At 42.7% G+C, this 20,481-nt stretch carries 17 protein-coding genes, 2 tRNA genes and 1 pseudogene; 10 read left to right on the forward strand and 10 right to left on the reverse strand.

Translation table 11 applies throughout. The features are described 5' to 3' along the window. Positions 1–257 precede the first annotated feature (257 nt). The gene (locus tag IPL35_03220) at positions 258–1,697 is read left to right on the forward strand and encodes an MBL fold metallo-hydrolase (protein ID MBK8442473.1); all 1,440 of its coding nucleotides are present in this window, start codon (positions 258–260) and stop codon (positions 1,695–1,697) included. A gap of 181 nt (positions 1,698–1,878) precedes the next feature. Here the strand turns inward: IPL35_03220 and IPL35_03225 are convergent, their stop codons facing one another. The 3 genes from IPL35_03225 to IPL35_03235 are packed head-to-tail and all read right to left on the reverse strand — an operon-like array spanning position 1,879 to position 4,516. Next, positions 1,879–3,087, reverse strand: a complete 1,209-nt coding sequence (locus IPL35_03225) for a hypothetical protein (protein MBK8442474.1) — start codon at positions 3,085–3,087, stop codon at positions 1,879–1,881. Positions 3,088–3,098: 11 nt separating this feature from the next. After that, positions 3,099–3,521 (reverse strand): T9SS type A sorting domain-containing protein, encoded by a 423-nt coding sequence (locus IPL35_03230; GenBank protein ID MBK8442475.1) that lies wholly within the window; start codon positions 3,519–3,521, stop codon positions 3,099–3,101. Between the two features lie 11 nt (positions 3,522–3,532). Further along, positions 3,533–4,516: an alpha/beta hydrolase gene (locus IPL35_03235; protein MBK8442476.1), complete on the reverse strand. Its 984-nt coding sequence runs from the start codon at positions 4,514–4,516 to the stop codon at positions 3,533–3,535. 286 nt (positions 4,517–4,802) lie between these two features. Here IPL35_03235 and dut point away from each other — a divergent pair, with 286 nt between their 5' ends. After that, the gene (gene dut, locus IPL35_03240; protein MBK8442477.1) at positions 4,803–5,234 is read left to right on the forward strand and encodes a dUTP diphosphatase; all 432 of its coding nucleotides are present in this window, start codon (positions 4,803–4,805) and stop codon (positions 5,232–5,234) included. Between the two features lie 195 nt (positions 5,235–5,429). Further along, entirely contained in the window at positions 5,430–6,695 is a 1,266-nt protein-coding gene (locus IPL35_03245; protein MBK8442478.1) for a T9SS type A sorting domain-containing protein, read from the forward strand. An 83-nt stretch (positions 6,696–6,778) separates the two neighbouring features. Here IPL35_03245 and IPL35_03250 read toward each other — a convergent pair whose 3' ends face one another. Then, positions 6,779–8,029 (reverse strand): FAD-dependent oxidoreductase, encoded by a 1,251-nt coding sequence (locus IPL35_03250; protein ID MBK8442479.1) that lies wholly within the window; start codon positions 8,027–8,029, stop codon positions 6,779–6,781. A gap of 168 nt (positions 8,030–8,197) precedes the next feature. Here IPL35_03250 and pcaF point away from each other — a divergent pair, with 168 nt between their 5' ends. Both pcaF and IPL35_03260 read left to right on the forward strand, forming a co-directional pair. Beyond that, positions 8,198–9,403 (forward strand): 3-oxoadipyl-CoA thiolase, encoded by a 1,206-nt coding sequence (pcaF, locus tag IPL35_03255; protein ID MBK8442480.1) that lies wholly within the window; start codon positions 8,198–8,200, stop codon positions 9,401–9,403. 31 nt (positions 9,404–9,434) lie between these two features. Continuing rightward, positions 9,435–9,977, forward strand: coding sequence for a GNAT family N-acetyltransferase (locus IPL35_03260; protein ID MBK8442481.1), 543 nt, complete (start codon positions 9,435–9,437; stop codon positions 9,975–9,977). A gap of 85 nt (positions 9,978–10,062) precedes the next feature. Here the strand turns inward: IPL35_03260 and IPL35_03265 are convergent, their stop codons facing one another. The 5 genes from IPL35_03265 to IPL35_03285 form a co-directional block, all read right to left on the reverse strand. After that, entirely contained in the window at positions 10,063–10,866 is an 804-nt protein-coding gene (locus IPL35_03265; protein MBK8442482.1) for a hypothetical protein, read from the reverse strand. After that, positions 10,850–11,332, reverse strand: coding sequence for a hypothetical protein (locus tag IPL35_03270; protein MBK8442483.1), 483 nt, complete (start codon positions 11,330–11,332; stop codon positions 10,850–10,852). The genes IPL35_03265 and IPL35_03270 overlap by 17 nt, the downstream gene beginning before the upstream one ends. A gap of 96 nt (positions 11,333–11,428) precedes the next feature. After that, positions 11,429–11,514 (reverse strand) — tRNA-Leu (locus IPL35_03275). Between the two features lie 75 nt (positions 11,515–11,589). Next, positions 11,590–12,789 (reverse strand): proline dehydrogenase family protein, encoded by a 1,200-nt coding sequence (locus tag IPL35_03280; GenBank protein ID MBK8442484.1) that lies wholly within the window; start codon positions 12,787–12,789, stop codon positions 11,590–11,592. Positions 12,790–12,965: 176 nt separating this feature from the next. Further along, complete coding sequence (locus IPL35_03285) at positions 12,966–14,885, reverse strand: T9SS type A sorting domain-containing protein (protein MBK8442485.1); 1,920 nt, start codon at positions 14,883–14,885, stop codon at positions 12,966–12,968. 271 nt (positions 14,886–15,156) lie between these two features. Between IPL35_03285 and trpS the strand changes: the two genes are divergently transcribed. The 4 genes and pseudogenes from trpS (at position 15,157) to IPL35_03305 (ending at position 17,388) form a co-directional block, all read left to right on the forward strand. Then, positions 15,157–16,170: a tryptophan--tRNA ligase gene (gene trpS, locus IPL35_03290; protein ID MBK8442486.1), complete on the forward strand. Its 1,014-nt coding sequence runs from the start codon at positions 15,157–15,159 to the stop codon at positions 16,168–16,170. Positions 16,171–16,292: 122 nt separating this feature from the next. Next, positions 16,293–16,493, forward strand: a complete 201-nt coding sequence (locus tag IPL35_03295) for a PspC domain-containing protein (GenBank protein MBK8442487.1) — start codon at positions 16,293–16,295, stop codon at positions 16,491–16,493. A gap of 220 nt (positions 16,494–16,713) precedes the next feature. Then, entirely contained in the window at positions 16,714–17,148 is a 435-nt protein-coding gene (locus IPL35_03300) for a hypothetical protein (GenBank protein MBK8442488.1), read from the forward strand. A gap of 13 nt (positions 17,149–17,161) precedes the next feature. Then, positions 17,162–17,388 (forward strand): annotated as a pseudogene (locus IPL35_03305) (transposase). A gap of 186 nt (positions 17,389–17,574) precedes the next feature. Here the strand turns inward: IPL35_03305 and IPL35_03310 are convergent. After that, positions 17,575–17,650: transfer RNA gene (locus IPL35_03310), tRNA-Pro, on the reverse strand. A gap of 260 nt (positions 17,651–17,910) precedes the next feature. Here IPL35_03310 and IPL35_03315 point away from each other — a divergent pair. Further along, positions 17,911–20,403 (forward strand): carboxypeptidase-like regulatory domain-containing protein, encoded by a 2,493-nt coding sequence (locus tag IPL35_03315; GenBank protein MBK8442489.1) that lies wholly within the window; start codon positions 17,911–17,913, stop codon positions 20,401–20,403. The last annotated feature ends 78 nt before the right edge of the window (positions 20,404–20,481 follow it).

Below are 20,481 nucleotides of genomic sequence, written 5' to 3' on the forward strand. Positions count from 1 at the left end.
TAAAAAGCTAACAAAAATTACCCCAAAAAAAATACCAAGTGGCAAAATATCTGATTTTTTTTAAGAGATATTCTAAAGAATTGCGCCGCAAAGATTGTGATAAAAATAATAAAAAAAAAACTGCTCCAAAGCAATCAATAAAGTGATACATTTTTATAAAAAAACAAAAATAGCCGTCATTTTCAAAAAATTGTACCTGCCGAATGGCTATAAATGTGTACTTTTGGCTTTATTTCATTATATATCAGATAATTTTTATGCACATTACTTTTTATGGAGCCACACGCGAAGTAACCGGCAGCAAACATTTATTAACCCTCAACAATGGTATGCGTATTTTGCTCGACTGCGGATTGTTTCAGGGTAGCGGCAATGATGTAGAAGAACACAACCGACACTTCGGCTTCAACCCGCGCGAAATTGATATGGTGGTGCTGTCTCACGCCCATATTGACCATTGCGGGCTGTTGCCAAAATTAGTGAAAGAGGGTTTTCAGGGTCCTATTTTTTGCACCCCCGCCACCTACGACCTCGCCGAAGTGTTGCTTTTGGATAGTGCGCATATTCAGGAAAGCGATATAAAATATATCAACAATAAACGCAAGCTCAAAGGTTTGCCACCTATACAACCCATCTATACCATAGAAGATGCCGAAGATTGTATGCAGTATTTTCACGTCGTTCCTTACAACAAAAAAACCAGCATCGCCGAAGGAGTAGAGCTTACTTTTAACGACAACGGACATATTTTGGGCAGTGCCGCCGTTAGTTTGCGTATCAAAGATGGCAACCAATATCGCCGCATCGGATTTACGGGCGACATCGGTCGCTACACCAACCGTATCCTAAAATCGCCGCAACCTTTTCCGCAATGCGACTATCTCATTGCCGAAAGCACCTACGGCAATCGCCTCCACGACAAGCCGCCGCGTGCCAAAGAAAAACTCCTCCAAGCCGTTCTTTATACTTGTGTGGAAAAAAAAGGAAAACTCATCATTCCGGCGTTTAGCGTAGGGCGCACCCAAGAAGTGGTGAATATTTTAAACGACCTCCACGAAGACGGTAAGCTGCCGCGTGTGCGGGTATATGTGGACAGCCCCCTGGCGTTTGATGCCACCGAAATATTTCGCCGCCACCCCGATGCCTACAACGATGCCTTCCGCGAGCGTATGAAACACGACAATGACCCCTTCGGTTTCGCCGGACTTACCTACACTCGCAGCGAAGAAGAATCCAAACGCCTCAACAGCATCGACGACCCCTGCATCATTATTTCTGCTTCGGGTATGATAGAGGGCGGGCGCGTAAAACACCACGTTAAAAACAGCATCGGCAACCCCCGCAATACGATTTTAATGGTAGGGTTCAGTGCCAAAGGTAGTTTGGGCGGGCAGTTGGCTGCCGGAGCAAAAGAAGTGCGCATTTTCGGCGAATATTATCCGGTAGTAGCCGATGTGCAAATACTCAATGCTTTCAGCGCACACGGCGATTACGAGGAGATGATAAAATATTTGTCGTGCCAAAATCCGCAGGTAGTACAACAACTATTTTTGGTACACGGCGAAGAAGAATCCATGCAAGCCTATCAGGGGCATTTGGAAGAGGCGGGTTTTCGGAATATCACAGCACCACAATATCGCCAAACCGTAGAGTTAGGCGGCAAACCCAAAAGAGCCGTCAGAAAGAAAAAATCCTGATGATTCGTTTTAAAAAAAACAAGCGATAAAAAATAAAACAAGGGCGTGCATTTTTTTCAAATGCACGCCCTTGTTTTCCTTTTAAAAGAAAATAACAAAGTAATTACAACCAATAGGAAGTGTAACAACATAAATCATTTGATAAACAAATGATTTTTATTTGCCACACAATATTTCTTTGTTATTGCTCAAAAAAACACACCGAGCCGCCTACCCAAGTTTTATCTTTATTGTAGCGCACGCCTATCATTTCACCACGACTCAAGCGGCACAAGTTCACCAACAATTCGGGCTGCGGGCGGTCGGCTTCCCACAAATACAGCAAGCGTATCTCCAATTTTGCAGCACCGCCGTCTGCCGCTTCTACCACCGGCACATATTCTACTTTGCGCTGCAACATATAATTGTGCTGCTCGGCAAGCGGCACTTCCGCAATATCGGCAGCAGTAACATTGAATTTCACTCCTTGCCCCGAAAAAGAAAAAAGCGGTTTGAGTACATAATTTTCCAAATCGCTCGGAAAATTGCCGCCATAATCGCTCAAATAACGACATTCGGGAATATAGCGGCTCTCAATCAGCGGCATCGTGTATTTACTGATGCGAAAAAACCAATTCGGGTGTCCTGCCCACTCCACGTCCACCGCTTCGGTGAGGTTAAAATCGCGCTGTAAATCGGGACGGCGCAGCAGTTCATCAAAAATAATACGGTTGTAAATACGCTTGATGTGGGTTTTTACGCCATCACGCATATAAAATAATTGCCTGCCTTCGCGGATAATTTCGCTGATACATACCGCACGAATACCCGTAAAATGCTCCGTCACCAAAAAATCAATGGCTGTATTCTGTTTTTGCGGTTCTATCTCTAACAAAATCACCTCTTCGGGAGCATATTCGCCCAATAAATATGTACGAAAACGCGCTTCGTACTGCTCGGCACTAATGCCTCCAAACAAATGCGAAAAATCGGCAGTAAGCGATTCGGGATAATGTTGCCGATACCTTTGCGCCAACCAATGCTGAAAAAAATACAAAGACGGGAAACCCTGCATTTCAATCAGTTGCGGTATCAAAGTGCCGTTTTCGCCTTTGCATACCCCAAAATCCAACGCCAGCATTTGGGTATGTGCATCTTCGTTGGGTACGTTCAGCCCTTGCGGAATAGCGCGTTCAGTAAGCGTTTTAAAATCATCGCGCAATAAAAACCGCACAATATCCTGCGAGGCTTGCAGCAGTTGGTCGCGAAAATCGGCGGGAATAAACACAGGTGTTTCTGCTACCCTGAACGTAATCTTGTAATTGAAATCATTACTCAAATCTGCCAGAAACGCTTCGTAACGTTGCGGCGTAAAATGTTGATTAAAAATTGCTCTTTGTGATGCCAGCATACATTATTAAATTAATTATTTACTGCAATTTTAGCATAATAATTTTGATTATCTGCTAATATTTTCAATAAATAAATGCCCGCACTCCGATTATTCGGCAGCATTACGCGGTATTGCTGAGTGTCGGCAGTCGTTTCAGGTACAATCAAATCAAGTACACCACCGTTTATATCCAATAATTGGCAACGCACCTGTGTATGAAATTGAGGCAATTGGAAATAAAAAGTACCGCTGCAAGGATTGGGTTGCACCGAAATTGCCACCGTATTGATGTAATCAGGCAATAATCCCACTTCGCAATTGGCAGAAACGCCGCCATTGCCGTTGGTTACAATAAACGGAGCAAAAAAATTGCTCATATTGGCAATGTGCAAAGGAACATTTTCTATATAATGAGAAGGTTTATTCACTAAATTAATAACATCGGTAATCATAGCACCATTATTTACAATATCATTATAAAAATAGGTGCTGCCGTACCCAGCGATTCAAAATAATCTGCAATGGCACAAGAACCATACACATGCGGTAGTAATCCATTGATAGGCTGGCATAAATTAATAGAATTAATAGCGGCAGAAAATCCGGCATAAGCTTTATTATAATTGCAGGGAACGACGGGGTCGGCTGTTAAATGATACAAATAAACAGGCGGCTTGCTGTTGCCTTCGTACAAATTCCATATCACACCACCCGTAAAATTAGCCACCCCCTGCACACGGCTGTTGATATTGGGGTTTGTGGTGTTGAGCATTCCTTCCACACTGCCCAAATCGGGGCGCGACAAATCGTAAGAAGACGGCAGACAAGACAACAAATCGGTGTCGGGTGTGGGGGCGGCGGCAAGAGCATAAGCTGCGGCAGGTTTTTCGCTTTCTATATCCATGTATCCTACGCCCAAAGCAATAAAACCACCGGCACTTTCGCCGCCGATATACACATTATTGACATCGGTGGAGTCCATCGCAGCACGGCTTTTCATATAACGTACTGCACCTTTTGCATCTTGTACACCGCGATAATAGCCGCGTATAAACTCCAAACTGTCGGCACTATAAGCACATTTTGCACCGGGCAACACATCTAAAGCAGTGCCATTGCCACATAAAGCGTAGGGCTGATAGGAAGCGGCTTTGTGTGTACCGAGTCTGTAATTGATGCTCGCAACTACATAGCCGCGCTGTGCCATTTCTGCACATACTGCCGGAATAGTACCCTCCGCTTTATGCCCCCCAATAAAAGAACCGCCATGCACCATTATAAAAATCGGGCGGCGGCAATTTTGGTCGTTGAGGGGTTTATAAATATCCAACTTCAATTCAACGGACTCCCCTGCATAATCGGTGGCAGTGCCATAAGGAATATCGCTGTATAGTTTATAGTTGTAGAGTTTTTGCGTATAAGGCAGCGATTGTGCACAAACGGGCATTGTACAGAGCAGTTGTATTGACAACAATAATAAAGTTATTATCTGGTTGAATGGTTTCATGAAATTTTATATAAGATGATAAAAAAGAACAACTTAGCATATTAGTTACGAAAGATAAAACACATTTTTATCATATTTTAAATTACACAAAAAAAATAGTTTTGATGTGGCAGGTCGAGCGGCTATTTCATCGGGATTGGATTGAAAAAATGGAAACTTGTCTCAAAAATCTTACATTTGCACGTTTTCATCATTTCTTGATTTTTTTGTTTTTTATCCTGTTTTTATGCAAATATCCATCGTCAATACTTCGCCCCACCCGCTGCCCCAATACCAAACCGAAGGTTCGGCAGGTATGGATTTAACGGCTTTTTTGCAGGAGCCGCTCCTGCTGCAACCTTTGGGGCGAGCCTTAGTGCCCACGGGTTTGTTTATTGCTTTGCCGCAGGGTTTAGAGGCTCAAATTCGCCCGCGCAGTGGTTTGGCTCTCAAAAAAGGTATCACATTGCTCAATAGTCCGGGTACTATTGATAGCGACTATCGCGGCGAAATAAAAGTACTGCTCATTAATTTGTCGCAAGATGCTGTGCTTATTCAAGATGGGGAGCGCATTGCGCAAATGGTAATACACCGCTACGAGTGCATACAATGGCATACAGTGGAAGTGTTGGAAAATACACAGCGCGGAGCAGGGGGATTTGGGCACACGGGCGTATAGCAGAATATATTTATAAAATTTGTTATGTTTTTTTTAAAAAATGCTTTATTTTAAAGGTGTTTTTTTTATTTTATAAAAAATTTACTATAATTTTACCATTATTTATTGGTAAAATACCAAAGCTTTTATCAAAATCTTTAGTATGGAATAATTTTTGCTATCATTTACTGAATATTAAAACTAATACAGCAACTTATGAAATGGGTTAACTACTTACTTTTATTCTTTTTTGTTTCTATATATGCTTCCGCACAAGATTGCGAAAGCCAGTATTTGGTAACTGTTACTGCACAAGATAATATTTGCAATGGTGCAGCAGCAGGTAAGGCTACTATTGCGAGCAGTGGCTGCCAGTGTATGTTTAGCGGCTGTGTATTTCAATGGAGCGATGGTACGGCTTTTCATACCGCCGAAAACCTGAAAGCCGGCACTTACACCGCTACCGTCATACACCCCGATGGTTGTACTATTACGCGCGAAGTGGTTATTACCGAGCCTGAGCCTTTTATGAACGAGCCGCAGATTACAGCTGTAAAATGTGAAAACAAAGGAAGTATTGTTGCCAAACCCAAAGAAATGGCGGGCGAGGTGAACTATTACTGGAGTACAGGCGATACTTTGGCAGAGATTGACGGCTTAGATACCGGTTCTTATTGGGTAGTCGCCAGCAATTTTTTGGGCTGTGTAAAAATAGATACAATGGTCATTCAGAACGAAAGCACTGCTTTATCTGTAAGTTCTACCCAAATCACCAACACTTGTCAGGAATCCGAAAACGGTGCTGCTACCATAGCAGTAAGCGGCGGCACTGCTCCTTATAATTTTGAGTGGAACGGCAAACCCGAATTAAATACCGAAACTGCCGACCATCTGGCAGTAGGCAGCTACAACGTAAAAGTAAGCGATGCCGATAAATGTGTGGGTGAAACAACCGTTGTTATCAATGCTTTAAATCAAGATATCAATGCACAAGTTGCTGCCGATACGATATGTGCAGGAGAACACGTTTTGATGATTGCTTCCAGCGGACAGAATTATCATTGGTCGCCTGTTGAGGGTTTGAATAATGCCAATGTTGCCAATCCGGTGGCAAGCCCCGAAATGAGTACAACTTATACAGTAAGTGCCACCGATGCCAATGGTTGCATCAATACTGCCACACTTGCCGTTGAGGTAGAAGTATGCGCCGGCGAAGCCGATTTAAACAACAACCCTACCCTTTGGACCATATCGCCCAATCCTGCCTACCACCAAATTCGTTTGGCAATATCGGAGGCTCAATTATCAGCCATTCAACAAATGTACATTGTAGATATGCAGGGCACAATTGTAGAAGTGTTTAATAATACCCTTCTCAACAACAATCAGTTGGATATTGCTATGTTGGAAGCAGGGCTGTATTTGTTGCATATTCAAGAAAACAACGGACAAACCCACCTATTAAAATTCAATAAGTTATAGTATTTTTTGAATACAATATATATTGATAAAAAAGAGTTGGCGGATATTTGCCAACTCTTTTTTTATTTTTATCTAAAAAAATATTATGCTTTGCTATGCAACGACAAATCCCAAGCTATGGCATCAGCAGTAATTCTGCCGGAGCGCAATGCACCATTAATAGAGGCATCGTGACAATAATCGCCGCAAATATAAATACCATCGGCAAAGGGTTTGATGTCGTATTTGTGCGGATAACTCACCGTTTTCTGAAAAGGCAAAGCCGCCGGAATATCGTAGCAGCGCAAAAACTCCCATTCGCAGGCTGCTTCGCCAAACCAATCCCTTAATTCTTCGCGAACCGCCTCGGTCAAATCAGCTTCGCTGCCGGAGAAAGGTTTGAGTATCGTTATCGAAATTAAATATTTTCCGACAGGCGCATACGAAGATTGTATTAAATTCGGAACACACAAATTATTTACCAAAGAACTGCGCTGAACCGCCGCATTGAGTACCAGTACCGGCTCTTTAACAGGACTGCTGTCGGCGGAAAAATATAAGCATTTTACACCATTTACAGCGTTTGAAATATCCCCTTTCCCTTTCAATAAACGTGCCGCCGCAGGTGCATCAGTTGCCAACAATACCAAACGTGTAGTGAGAGTTTCGCCATTTGCCAGTGTTACTGCTCCGTTTTCTACCGATTTTACACGAGTATTGAGCAAAAAAGTATCTTCTTTAAGTTTTTTGGCTAATTGTTTAGGAATTGCCTCCATGCCATTTTTAGGCAAAGTGGCATAGCCCGAAGAAAACATTTTAAAAACAAACTCAAAAGCGCGGCTGGTGGTGCGCAATTCGTTTTCTAAAAATATGCCCCCCATAAAAGGGCGAAAAAAAGTGCGAGTAAAGCGGTCAGAAAAATTCCACGAAGCCAATAATTCGGCTGTTGTTGTTTCGGGTTGCTGGAAAATCTTTTCTATGGAAAAACGACGCACACGGTTGCGCAACGCCAAAATTTTTACTTTATCGCCGATATTGGAAAGTGGGTTAAACAAGGAATTGAAAGAATCCAAAGGCTCGCGGAAAGGGTCTGCCAAACGATATAATTTTCCCTGATATTGCACCAAAGCTCCCGGATAAAACAACCCTAAGCCCAAATCTTCATAATCTAAAATATCCTGCGCTTCGGGATAAGAACTCAACAATACCTGAAAACCTCTGTCCAATAAAAAACCATTCACCTCATCTGTTTTGATACGCCCCCCTACCCTGTCTTCAGCCTCTACTAATTTGATATTCCAACCTTCATTTTGCAAATGAATCGCTGCCGTAAGTCCTGCCAAGCCGCCGCCCACGATGATAACATCATATTGCGTCTTTTTTCATATAACCATTATATTAGAAACAACAAAGATACGCTTTTTTGGCTCAAACAGAAAGACACTTCCGTTGCTAAACCGCAAATTCTTAAAAAAGTGTCTTATTTTTGAGCTTTCAATTCAATCGATTTCTCTTTATTTTATATGAACGCCTATATTTTAGATGGTATCAGAACACCGGTCGGAAAAATAAATGGTGCTTTGAGCGAAGTGCGCACCGATGATTTGGCGGCTTTTGTGCTGCGCCAACTCCTGTTACGCCACCCCTCTTTACCTGCCGAGCATATCGCTGATGTATTAATGGGTTGCGCCAATCAAGCCGGAGAAGACAACCGCAATGTAGCACGAATGGCGACATTACTCGCAGGTTATCCGGTGAGCGTACCCGCCGAAACCGTCAATCGCCTTTGTGCTTCGGGTATGGCAGCCACTGTGCAGGCGGCGCGTGCCTTGCAGGTAGGCGATGGCGACTTATATGTGGCGGGTGGTGTAGAACACATGACGCGTGCTCCTTATGTATTGTCAAAAAGTGCTGCTCCTTTCGGCAGAGATGTACAACTGTACGACTCCTCTTTCGGGTGGCGTTTTGTTAATCCTTTGATGAAAGCACAATACGGCACTGATGCTATGGGCGAAACGGCTGAAAACTTAGCCGAAATGTACCAAATTTCGCGCGAAGACCAAGACGATTTTGCGTATCGCTCCCAACAAAAGGCGGCACAGGCTCAACAACACGGACGTTGGGCGCAAGAGATTGCCCCGCTATCCATTCCGCAAAAAAAAGGTGCGGCTCTTGTTGTGGCGCACGATGAATTTATAAAACCTGATACTACTTTAGAAGCTCTGGCAGCCCTGAAACCCGCTTTCCGCAAAGATGGCAGCGTAACCGCCGGCAATGCTTCGGGGCTGAATGACGGGGCGGCGGCTTTGTTGCTGGCTTCGGAGCGCGGCGCGGCGCAGTATGGCATCAAACCACTGGCGCGTATTGTGAGCAATGGTGTGTCGGGTATAGAGCCGCGTATTATGGGCATCGGACCGGTGGAGGCGAGCCGCAAAGCCTTGGCAAAAGCAGGATTGACTCTCAAAGATATGGATATTATAGAAATCAACGAGGCTTTTGCAGCGCAGGTGTTGGCTTGTACCCGCACGATGGGCATCGCCGACAAAGACCCACGCATCAATCCAAATGGCGGTGCTATTGCTTTAGGACACCCGCTCGGCATGTCGGGAGCGCGTATTTTGCTCACAGCAGCCCTGCAATTACAACAACAGCAAGCACAATATGCGCTTTGCACGATGTGTATAGGTGTAGGGCAAGGATATGCGGTGGTGTTAGAAAATGTGAAATAAAGAAAAATAATACCATTAGCAGCACCCAACAATGAGTTCTGATAAATTCTTTTTCAGGCAGGCTGAAAATATTGATTTTGACAAAATTTTTGAATTATACCAACGTGTCAGCAAAAAAATTGGAGGTCTTGCCAGAGTTGAACCTGAAATAACGGCGAGTTATATTCAAAATTTTATGCAAAAATCGGCACAAAATGGAGTGCAGTTTGTCATCAGCTCAACCAACAATGAGGCAATTATTGGCGATATTCATTGCTACCGACCCGAAGCAGGTGTATTTGGGCATATATTCAGCGATTTAACCATTGCAATAGACCCCGACTATCAAGGAAAAGGATTGGGTAAATTGCTGTTTCAAACCCTCCTTGATTATATCGTACAAAATAGAAAGGATATTCTCAGAGTTGAGTTAATTGCGAGAGAATCCAACATAAAAGCAATAAAAATGTACGAAAATCTTGGATTTAGCACGGAAGGACGATTGGAACGGAGAATAAAAAATTCAGACGGTACTTTTGAGGCAGATATACCTATGGCTTGGTTTAATCCCAACTTTAATAAAGAGCCAAAATAAAAACGCTGCTCCTGCTGCTTTTGCAGCCGTGCATCATACAATAGAATACCGATTCTTTATTATAAAAGAAAATATAATGCGATTTTTAGTTTACGAAGTAATCGCTTTTGCCGATACCTGTAAAAATGGGCAAAATCCACGCAGCACGCAAACCCAGCAGCACATCTAAACGCGCTTCATTTTCGGAGCGTTGGAGGTCAAACGTATAACTGCGGCGGTTGCGGGTAAAGGCTTCGGTAGCGTCAATACCCAGCAAAAAATACACACGTTTGCGCGGGTTGAGGTGCATATAGCCTACAAATTGTGTAAGTGCCATTCCGTTGGTAAGGCGGTCGTAGCCTTTTATATAATCGCCTAAAAACTGCGGCACGGCATTGTCCATTTCCTGAATAAAAATTTTGTGCTGCAAAAAACCACCTCCCAACATCGCTACAATTCCTCCCGCCGGACGTTTTGTATTGAACGGAAACCATTTTCCAGCGCGTATGGAGTACGAAAATCCACTTTCGCGAAACTCTATATTTGCCGGACGACCGACTGTATTGGTAATATTCCCTTGCGGATTATAAAGAAAATAAGCTAATGAATCTTCTTTGATGGTCGTACCAAAAATATAGCTCCCTTCGCCACCTATGATAAAATTATTTTTATTTTTTCGCCAAATCGCCCCACCTATTGCCGCGCTCCAGCCGAAGCGTTTCGCCATATCAGCGACGGGCAACTGAAACCCAAAACCTATCGGAAACAAAAAAGCATTGCGTTTTTCAGATACCTCCTCATTTCGTGGCGAAACAGCAGCAGCAGACTGTGCCTGTATTTGCCCACCATTCAGCAAAATCAAGAAGAGCAGACAAAAAGATACAATGATATTTTTATTTTTTTTCTTCATTTTTCCACTGAAAAATAAAATCCTCCTGACTCTGTGTAAAATGCAGATGAAAACCGCGCACTGCTCCCATCGGTTTCAAGGCACTCAACTGATAACACAATTGTTTGCGCTGTTCTTCGCGGCAGGGTTTTTTATCGGTTTCCACTCTTTGTATTTCTACGGTAGTTTGCGGCGGCAGCGACTTTGCGGCAGCACCATTCCATACCAAATCAAAAGTATCATCGGCGCAGCCTGTATAGCGCACATCTAAAAGCAGCGCATCGCCGTTTTGACTGATTTTTTCGATGGAGAGGTAGGCGTGCAAATTGCCCCGCATAATTTCGCCTTTGCGCAACTCGGAGCAGGGAGCAGTCTCTTGTTGCTCTTTTTGAAGAGAGGTTTCCTCTTTTGCGGCGGGCAGCGTTTTTTTCATTTTAGAACAAGTGTTAATCCATAACATCGCCGATAATAAAATATATTTTAGCATAATAATAAAATGTTATTTCTTTGACACGACTATAAAAAAGAAAAATGGCACGAATTGCGATAAGTTATTGATTATCTATGCAATTCGTGCCTATTGTACAGAAGGTGGGAATCGAACCCACACGATATTTGAGTATCACTGGATTTTGAGTCCAGCGCGTCTACCAATTCCGCCACTTCTGCGAAAAGTGAGTGCAAAGTTAAGTGCTTTTTTGGTCTTTGCAAATTTTTCAAAAAGAAAATTTTAAAAACTATCTACTATAAAAGTTTGCGGCGTTCCATTTCTTTTTTCAGTAACGACAACTCGCGCCCCATTTGCCCGCTTACGGAGGTATTTTCTTTGGCGCGGCGTATCAGATAAGGTACTACTTCTTTAACGGGTCCGTAGGGCATATATTTTGCCACCGAATAACCCGCCTTTGCCATATTAAAAGAAATATGGTCGCTCATACCGTAGAGCTGTGCCGTAATGACGTGTATATGGTGCGGCGGCAACTGCATTTCCTGCATCAATTGGCACAAATACAAGCAACTTTCTTCGTTGTGGGTGGCATTGCAGAGGGCAATATCTTTGATATGCTGCAAGCAAAACAGTAAAGCGGCGTTGTAGTCGCGGTCGGTGGCAGCTTTGTTGGGTTGTATGGGCGATGGATAGCCTTTGGCAAGGGCGCGTTCGCGTTCTTTTTCCATATATGCACCGCGCACCAATTTTACGGCATAAAAATAAGAGCCTTGACGTGCCTTTTCGTAGCTTTCTTTGAGAAAGGCGAGGCGGTCGTGGCGATAGAGTTGAACAGTATTGTAAATAAGTGGTTTTTCTTTGTTGTAAAAAGCCATCATTTCGGTAACAATCTGGTCAATAGCGGCTTGTATCCAGCTTTCTTCGGCATCAAAATAAAGGCATACGTCGGCATCGTAGGCGGCGCGGCTCACAAATTTTACACGCCTTTTACCACGAAGCCATTCTTCGTTTTCTTCTTTGGTGAGTTCTTTGCCCGCGCTCACTTTTTCCAGCAACTCAAAGCGCAACAGTCCGGTTATTTTGCTGCTGATAATGTTGATATGTTGGTTATCGGTGGCATATCGCAGGTTTTTTACTAAAAATTGTGCTGTTTTTTCAAATTCTTCTTCGTTTTCTTTGGCTTCTGCACCGTAATCCAAAATGGTTTTTACGCTGTATTGTGCCAATTTTTCTATGGGCTTTTTGCATTGCTCCATAGTTTCGCCTCCGCAAAACTGCTCAAAAATAGTGTGTCGCACAATCGCTTGTATGGGCAGTTGCCAACGAAAAGCCCATTCGGTGAGCATACTGCCGGTGCGCACCAAAGCGGGATTATTCATCAACGAAAACAAACGATAGGCGTGTTTTAAATCTGTGTCTGTTTTTCCTTCAAAGGCAGTTTGGGTATTATCAAACGACAAAGCGGCGAAGGTATTTTTGGGGTTTTCAACTGACATATCGCTACAACTCAACAGAGATTGAGGGGTGAAAGAAGCATTTTATTGCTGCGAAGTTACGGTTTATCTCTAAAATGGAAAGATGTAATGTTATTTTATTAAAAAAAGTATGTTCAGTACGAAAATTGTTATTAATGCAGAAAAAAAAGCAAAACTACTATCAACGGTGACTTATATTATTGTACAATTACTTGATGCGAAATAACCGTGTTGCCTTGCATATCGCTCAAATGCAGAATATAAGTGCCACTTACCAAAGACTGCGGCGAAAAAGTAAGGCGGTTTTTTCCTTTTTTTATTTTATCTTGTAATAATATTTTCACTATATTGCCTTGCATATCGTATAGTGCTATGCGTAAGATTTGGGCGGCGTTTATTTCAAAATCCAATGTTATATCAGAAAAATGGGCGGGATTTGGAAATAAAGATATAGTAGTAGGCGGAATTGTGGGTATGATAGCAGCAGTATTTTCGTAAGGGGGGCTTTCTACCTGTGCTATCCAAGTGCCGCTTTCGCTGATACTGCCTGGTCCGAAGGCTACATTTTTGCCGTAAGTACCCGCCAGCCAAGCGCGGTCGCCATTGCTGTAGTCGCGTTGTGCGCCGCTGTAATCGCCCCAGCGGTCAGCTCCGTTGATAATATCAATGGTTTTATTTCCTTGCTTTAATTGCAACAATTCCGAATAATTCATTCCGTCAAAATACATAGCTCCCATACCCGCATAAGTGTTGGCGGCGGCATAATTGAGCAAAATGATGCTGCGCTCATCGCCCGCTTCGCCGGAGCCGACGTAGGCAAGGTTGGGATAGCCGAAATCCAATGTATCGCTGATGATAGTGCTGCTCACTGAGGGCGTTCCGCTTACATTGTTGATGATGCCGTGATATACAGCAGCTTGCCCGTTTTCGTTGCTGCTGTTGCTTACAAACTGTATGGCATCATTTTCATAAAAAGCTCCCAAAATACGGGCATCGTTGGTGGATAATTTTTGATTGTTGGGTTGCAGGGCATCGGGGGGCACACGATAGGGCGTATCGCTCACCAAAGCCTGAATGTGCATTTGGGGATTGCTCAAAAACCAGTCATCAATTTCTACTAAAAAAACGGTATCGTTTTGTTCGGCAAAATTGCGGTTGGATAAAAAATACATATTCGGGTCATACAGACGGCTGCCGCCTTTTACGGGACACAGATTGCGTATAAAATTATCATTGTATTTTATATCGTCATAAAATACGGTAGTAAGCTCCGTTTGCAAACCACTGTCTTTTAGTATTTGCCAAATAATAGTTCCCCGAAAACCCTCCTGCCACGTTTCGCCGTCCTGCAACAAATTCAGGGTGAGGAAGAGTTCTTTTTCGGTGAGGGCAATCATCGGAAAATCCGACCAAGTGCTGTCGTTGTGGGGGTTGCCGCTCAGTGCAAACAAATTCCAGTCGGCGGTGGGGTCGTTGGTGAGCGAAAAACCCACAATGGCGTGTGTATTTTGCGAATCGTAGCCCGCCAGACAGATAAAAATAAAACGGTCGGCGGCAGGGTCGTATATAATTTTGGGGTCGTAGCGCGAAGCCGAAATATCGGTGAGGGCGGCGGTAAATCCTTCGAGAGATACGGTGACAGGTTCGGCATCGGTGCTGTCGGTGTTGAACATGTTGATTTTGGAATTGATAACATACACCACCCAATTATCTTTTGAAACCGCAATATCGTTGTCGTTGGGAGTGCTGCCGGTATCAAATACGCCATCGGCTTCAAAGAGCAGCGTGGGCAGCGCGGCGGCGGTGCTTTTGTGCGATGATTGGGGTGCAAATGGTTGGCGAATGATGTTTTTTTTCAGTTGTTGCAAATAGCTGTTGTAGGATTTTCCATCAGGAGCGGGAGCTTCCAAATTCATCACCCGAGTACCGAAGTCGCTGCGAATGGAGCGCGCATTTATTTGGGCAGCACGCGGCACTTTTTGTATCGGCGACTGATAATAGCTCACCTGTGCCGCTATATGAACCGAAAATATCAGCAACGATAATACAACTGCCGCACAGCGAAACGCAGAATTGCGAAATTCGCATTGAATATTTATACCAAAAACTACCACCATATTTTTATTATAAAAAAAATGACCGATAAAATAGATTATAAAATTACATCTTTTAAAAAAAACTACCCCTTAAATTGTGCAAAGCGAGCAATTTTTGACAAAATTATGAAAAAACACAATACTGTTTTCTATTGTACAGATGCACACTGAAAGAAAGCAGAATAGACAAACATCGCCGTTTTTTCAATAAAATTATGAGAAATATCATATTTTTAATGCTTGAAATGCCTTTTACTTGTAATTTTGTGCCTTTCAAAAACATATTTATGGTATGAGTACAAATAAAAAATATGAAGTATTGTCATGCATACAGCCCACTGGCGAAATGCACTTGGGTAATTATTTCGGTGCGGTAAAAAATTGGGTAGCCTTACAAGAAAAATACAACTGTATTTACGGAATTGTGGATTTGCACGCTATTACTGTTCCATATACACCCGAAGCATTGCGCAACAATACGCTCAATTTGGCAATAGATCTACTGGCTTGCGGAATTGATACAGAACGTTCTATTTTATTCATACAATCGTTAGTGCCTCAGCACAGCGAGTTGGCTTGGATTTTTAATTGTATTACTTCGTATGGCGAGTTACAACGCCAAACACAATTTAAAGAAAAGTCGGATAAAGTGACGCAGGAAAGCGGCAACGATTTTATTTCTACGGGGTTGTTTACATATCCGGTATTGCAGGCTGCCGATATTTTGGTATATAGGGCAAAGTATGTGCCGGTGGGTCAAGACCAAAGGCAGCACCTCGAACTTACGCGCAACGTTGCCGAGCGGTTCAATTATCGTTTTGGCGAATATTTTGAGTTGCCCGAACCGCTTTTTACGCCCACAGCCAAAGTATTGTCGCTCGCCGACCCCACCAAAAAAATGAGTAAAAGTTTGGGCGAAAAACATTGGATAGGGCTTTTTGAGGACGAGAAAAGTATTCGCCAAAAAATTAGCAAGGCGGTGACTGCCACCGGCGAAAGCGGCGGCGAAATGGCTCCGGGTGTGGCAAATTTGTTGGAGATGCTGCGGGCTTGCGGCAAAGAAAGCGAATATCAGCAGTACACCAATGATTTTTATGGCGGCACCTTGATGTACGGCAAATTGAAAACGGCGGTAGGCGATGCCATTGTAGAACTGACAGAACCTTTTAAACGGCGCAAAGCCGAATTGCTGCAAGATACGGGAGCAGTACAAAATATCCTCCGCGAATCTTCGGAAAAGGCACGCGAAATTGCGGCACAAACTTTGCACGATATACGTCCGTTGTTGGGTTTGCCCTCTTTATAAAAGCAGTTTCATTATCTGCCTACACGAATATATAAATATCTATTTTTTAACAAATTGGAACTATTTTATTTTGTTTTGTATTCATTATGCAAATAAATAAACAAAAAAACAATTTTTAAATAATGGCACTTACTTTAGATACAAGCAATGCAAAATTAGGCGGTGTATTAGCGGGTTTGGCGCGTCATTTCAATACCGATGCCACCCTGTTGCGCATTATATATGCTTTATTATTTTTAGGTTTAGTTCCTTTTATAAAAATAAAAACCTTTGCCCTGATAGTCCTGTATTTTGTGGCTTGGCTGATTATGAGAAAGGATTAAAAACAGCAGGTTGGTTTGCAAGAGCAAGGCACTCGCACATTAGTAAATATTAACAGACACCGTGTTGGTTATATTTCTTTCTATATCACATCACAATTTAAGTTTTATTATGCAGTCTTTTTTTAGCAGCGATACGCTTATTACTATTAGCGTAGTGGCGGTATTGAGCGCAATTATTTATTATATTATTTTTTCATTTTTCGGAACAGCAAATAACAATATGAGTCGGCGAGATTACAGTGGTGATTTAGTACCCTATCGCGGGGCAGGCGGCACACCGGGCGGCGTGGGCAGGTATTTTATCGGTATGATTATGTTTTTGGGCGGCATTTATTTGCTGCTGCGCTCGGTAGCCGTTCACAATTTCGGTTGGGGCTATGGGTTGTTTCGTGTGGGCGGAGCCAACATTACCACCGGCTATATCCTCATTCCTTTTATGTTTGGGGTGGGTTTGATTTTTTATAATTATCGCAACATATTGGGGTGGTTTTTGGCTATCGGCTCCTTGGTAATGCTCATTTTCGGGATTATTACGAGTGTCAATTTTACTTTTCAGGGTACGAGTGCCTTTGATTTGCTGATTATTTTGATATTAATGGTAGGCGGCTTGGGATTGGTACTGAGCAGTTTGGCGAGTCGCCGTTCGCAGTTTTAGGGGCGAGCAGCGAATAAGGTCATGGCGGGACAATTGGGGCGAACTGACTGTGTTTTTCGACTTCCCTTTGGAAATCCGCACAATCATTTATACCACCAATTTAATAAAAAATCTCAACGGTAAAATCCGAAAATACACCAAAAATAAAATGTCATTTCCTTCAGATGATACCGTATTGAAGTCAGTTTTTCTTGCTTTGAGGAGGCTGCCAAAAAATGGTCTATGCCTATCAGAAACTGAGGTATTATTCTTAACCAATTTATGATTATTTTTGACTCAAGACTCAAATTGTAAAAAACCCCAACCCAACCTTTTTAACTTACACACTTTGCGGGATAGTGTCCACAGCACATTTTTTAAACTCTTGTATTGATATATAAAAAAAGGTTTCAACAATTGTTTTTGTTGAAACCTTTTGCATGAAAGTCGGGATGACTGGATTCGAACCAGCGACCACTCGCCCCCCAGACGAGTACTCTAAACCGGACTGAGCTACATCCCGTTTTTTTATTTCAAGCGGCTGCAAAGATACTTTTATTTTTAATTTTGTACAAATTTTAATTCCTCGCTTTTATCTTGATTTGATGAATAAGTGAAGGTTGCAGTATAAATTTTATATTTTTACCTAACCTTTTTATTACTTTTTTCATCTCAATATAAGAATAGCCGTTCATTTGTATAATTTTACATTTTTATATCGTTTTTGAGTTTTTCTTCTTTTGCATGCATAGTTTAAATTTCTGTATCAGTCGTATTGTTTTCTTGTGCTTTATTTTATTTTTTACTGCTTCTTTACAAGCACAAAGTGTATATGGCACTATCCGCGATACAAATAATGATCCGATTATTGGCGCATATATCAGCGATTCGCTGCACCATCGCATTGTGCAAAGTGATGAGCGCGGACACTATGAAATACCACTTCCTGCCGATGAATATACTACGCTTACTTTTCGATTTGTGGGGTATATGCCGCATCAGGAAAAAGTAATTGTTTTCGGAAAAGAAAAAAAGCAGGTCAATGTTATTTTGGCGGCTAACAGCATCAACATCAATCCTTTTGTAGTAAAAGACCGCCGCCTGAATACCGGCAATATCAACCGTATTGACCCCAAACAATTTGAAAAACTCCCCAACCCTTCAGGAAATATTGAGCGACTTATTATGCTCACGCAGCCGGGGGTTTTTTCCAACAACGAACTTTCGGCACAATACTCCGTGCGAGGGGGCAATTTTGACGAAAATCTCATTTATGTCAATGATTTTGAAGTATATCGCCCTTTTTTGATACGCTCGGGGCAGCAGGAGGGTTTGAGTTTTGTAAACCCTGATTTGGTGGGGTCTTTGGCTTTTTCTTCGGGAGGTTTTGAAGCACGCTACGGCGACAAATTATCATCTGTATTAGATGTGAAATACAAAAATCCGCAGAGGTTTGGCGGCTCAGTGTCGGGGAGCTTGTTGGGATTTTCGGCACACCTCGAAGGGCAGGCTCTGAAAAAAAAATTGTCGTATTTGGTGGGTTTTCGCAACAAAAGCAACCGCTACCTGCTCAATGCCTTGCCTACAAGCGGCGGCTACCAACCTTTGTTTTATGATATTCAATCTTATCTTACCTATCGCCTTACACCGCGCTGGCAGTTGCAGTTTATCGGAAATTATGCTTTTAATCGCTTCCAATTCATTCCTGAATCTTTAGAAAGCAGCTTTGGCACAGTGTCTTTGCCTTTGCGTTTGCGGGTAGCTTTTGATGGTCAGGAGCAGGATCAGTTTGCTTCTCAAATGGCGGGAGTTTCGGCTCTTTATACTTCTTCCAACAATCGTTTCAGCCTCAAAATGTTAGCATCTGCTTACAATAGCCGCGAAACGGAGCGTTTTAATATCATCGGCAGCTATTTTATCGGCGAAGTAGAAAGTGATTTGGGCAAAGAGGAGTTTGGTCAGGTAGTGCGCGAATTTGGTGTAGGTTCTTATCATTCGTGGGCGCGCAATAAGCTCAATGCCAATGTAGCCAATATGGGCTTGCGTGCCGGATACGACCGTATCAATCATTACATCAATGCAGGGCTGACTGTGCAAAAAGAATGGATTGAAGACCAACTCAATGAATGGAATCGTGTAGATTCAGCAGATTATAATTTGCCGTTTTCCATTTACGAAAGCGAAGATGGCATTACTTTGCAGCGCGTACTCAAAAGCGTTGCCAATATTCAAGTAAATCGTGTGAATGCTTTTGTACAAGATCGTTGGAGTTTTGACGAAAATGATACTTATATACTTACTTATGGACTGCGGGCTTCTTTCGGTGATTTGAACAATGAATTATTGTTGATGCCGCGTACTCAATTTACTTTTCACCCCAATTTGCGCAACGACAGCACCGATTTAGTGTTTCGTTTGTCGAGCGGTTTTTATCATCAGCCGCCGTTTTTCAGAGAAATGCGCAATCGGCAGGGCGTAGTAAACACCGATCTGAAAGCCCAAAAATCGTGGCACTGGGTGGCAGGAATGGATTATCAGTTTTTTATGTGGCAACGCCCTTTCAAATTTACTACCGAAGTATATTATAAACGTTTGTGGGATTTGGTGAGCTACGAAATTGAAAATGTACTCATTCGTTATTCGGGAAAAAACGATGCCACAGGCTATGCCGCGGGTTTGGATATGCGGCTCAACGGGGAGTTTGTACAGGGCGTGGAATCTTGGGTTACTTTTTCGTTGTTGAGCACCAAAGAAGATTTGAAAGACGATTTTTATTACCAATATTTTGATGCCGAAGGCAATGAACTTTTTGTGGGCTATTCCGATCCCGCTCTGTTTGCCGATACACTTTTGGTGACCCCCGGAGCTATTTCGCGTCCTACCGACCAGCACTATAACTTTACGATTTTCTTTCAGGATTATCTAAGAGGGAAAGAGAATTTTAAAGTCAATTTGGCTTTGATTTTAGGTGGTCCACTACCTTTCAGCCCGCCGGGGAGTGTGCGTTTTCGCAATGATTTCCGTTCTCCTATCTATGGTCGGGTAGATATTGGTTTTTCGGCATTGCTACATCAGCGGGGCAAAAAAGAGCTGCCCGAACGCCACCTGCTCAATCGCTTCGAAAAAGCGTGGATAGCTTTGGAAGTGTTTAATTTGCTGGGTGTACCCAATACGGTGTCCTATTCTTGGGTGAATGATTTTTCGGGGAGAGTGTGGGGTATTCCCAACCGCCTCACCACGCGCCGCCTCAATCTGCGCCTAACCTTGGATTTTTAAATCCCGCGCACCCATACGATGAAAAAGTATTCATAAAAATAAAATAACTGTTTTCTATCTTTGCTGATAATTTTTAAA

This window comes from Sphingobacteriales bacterium (genome assembly GCA_016711285.1).
Lineage (GTDB): Bacteria > Bacteroidota > Bacteroidia > Chitinophagales > UBA2359 > JADJTG01.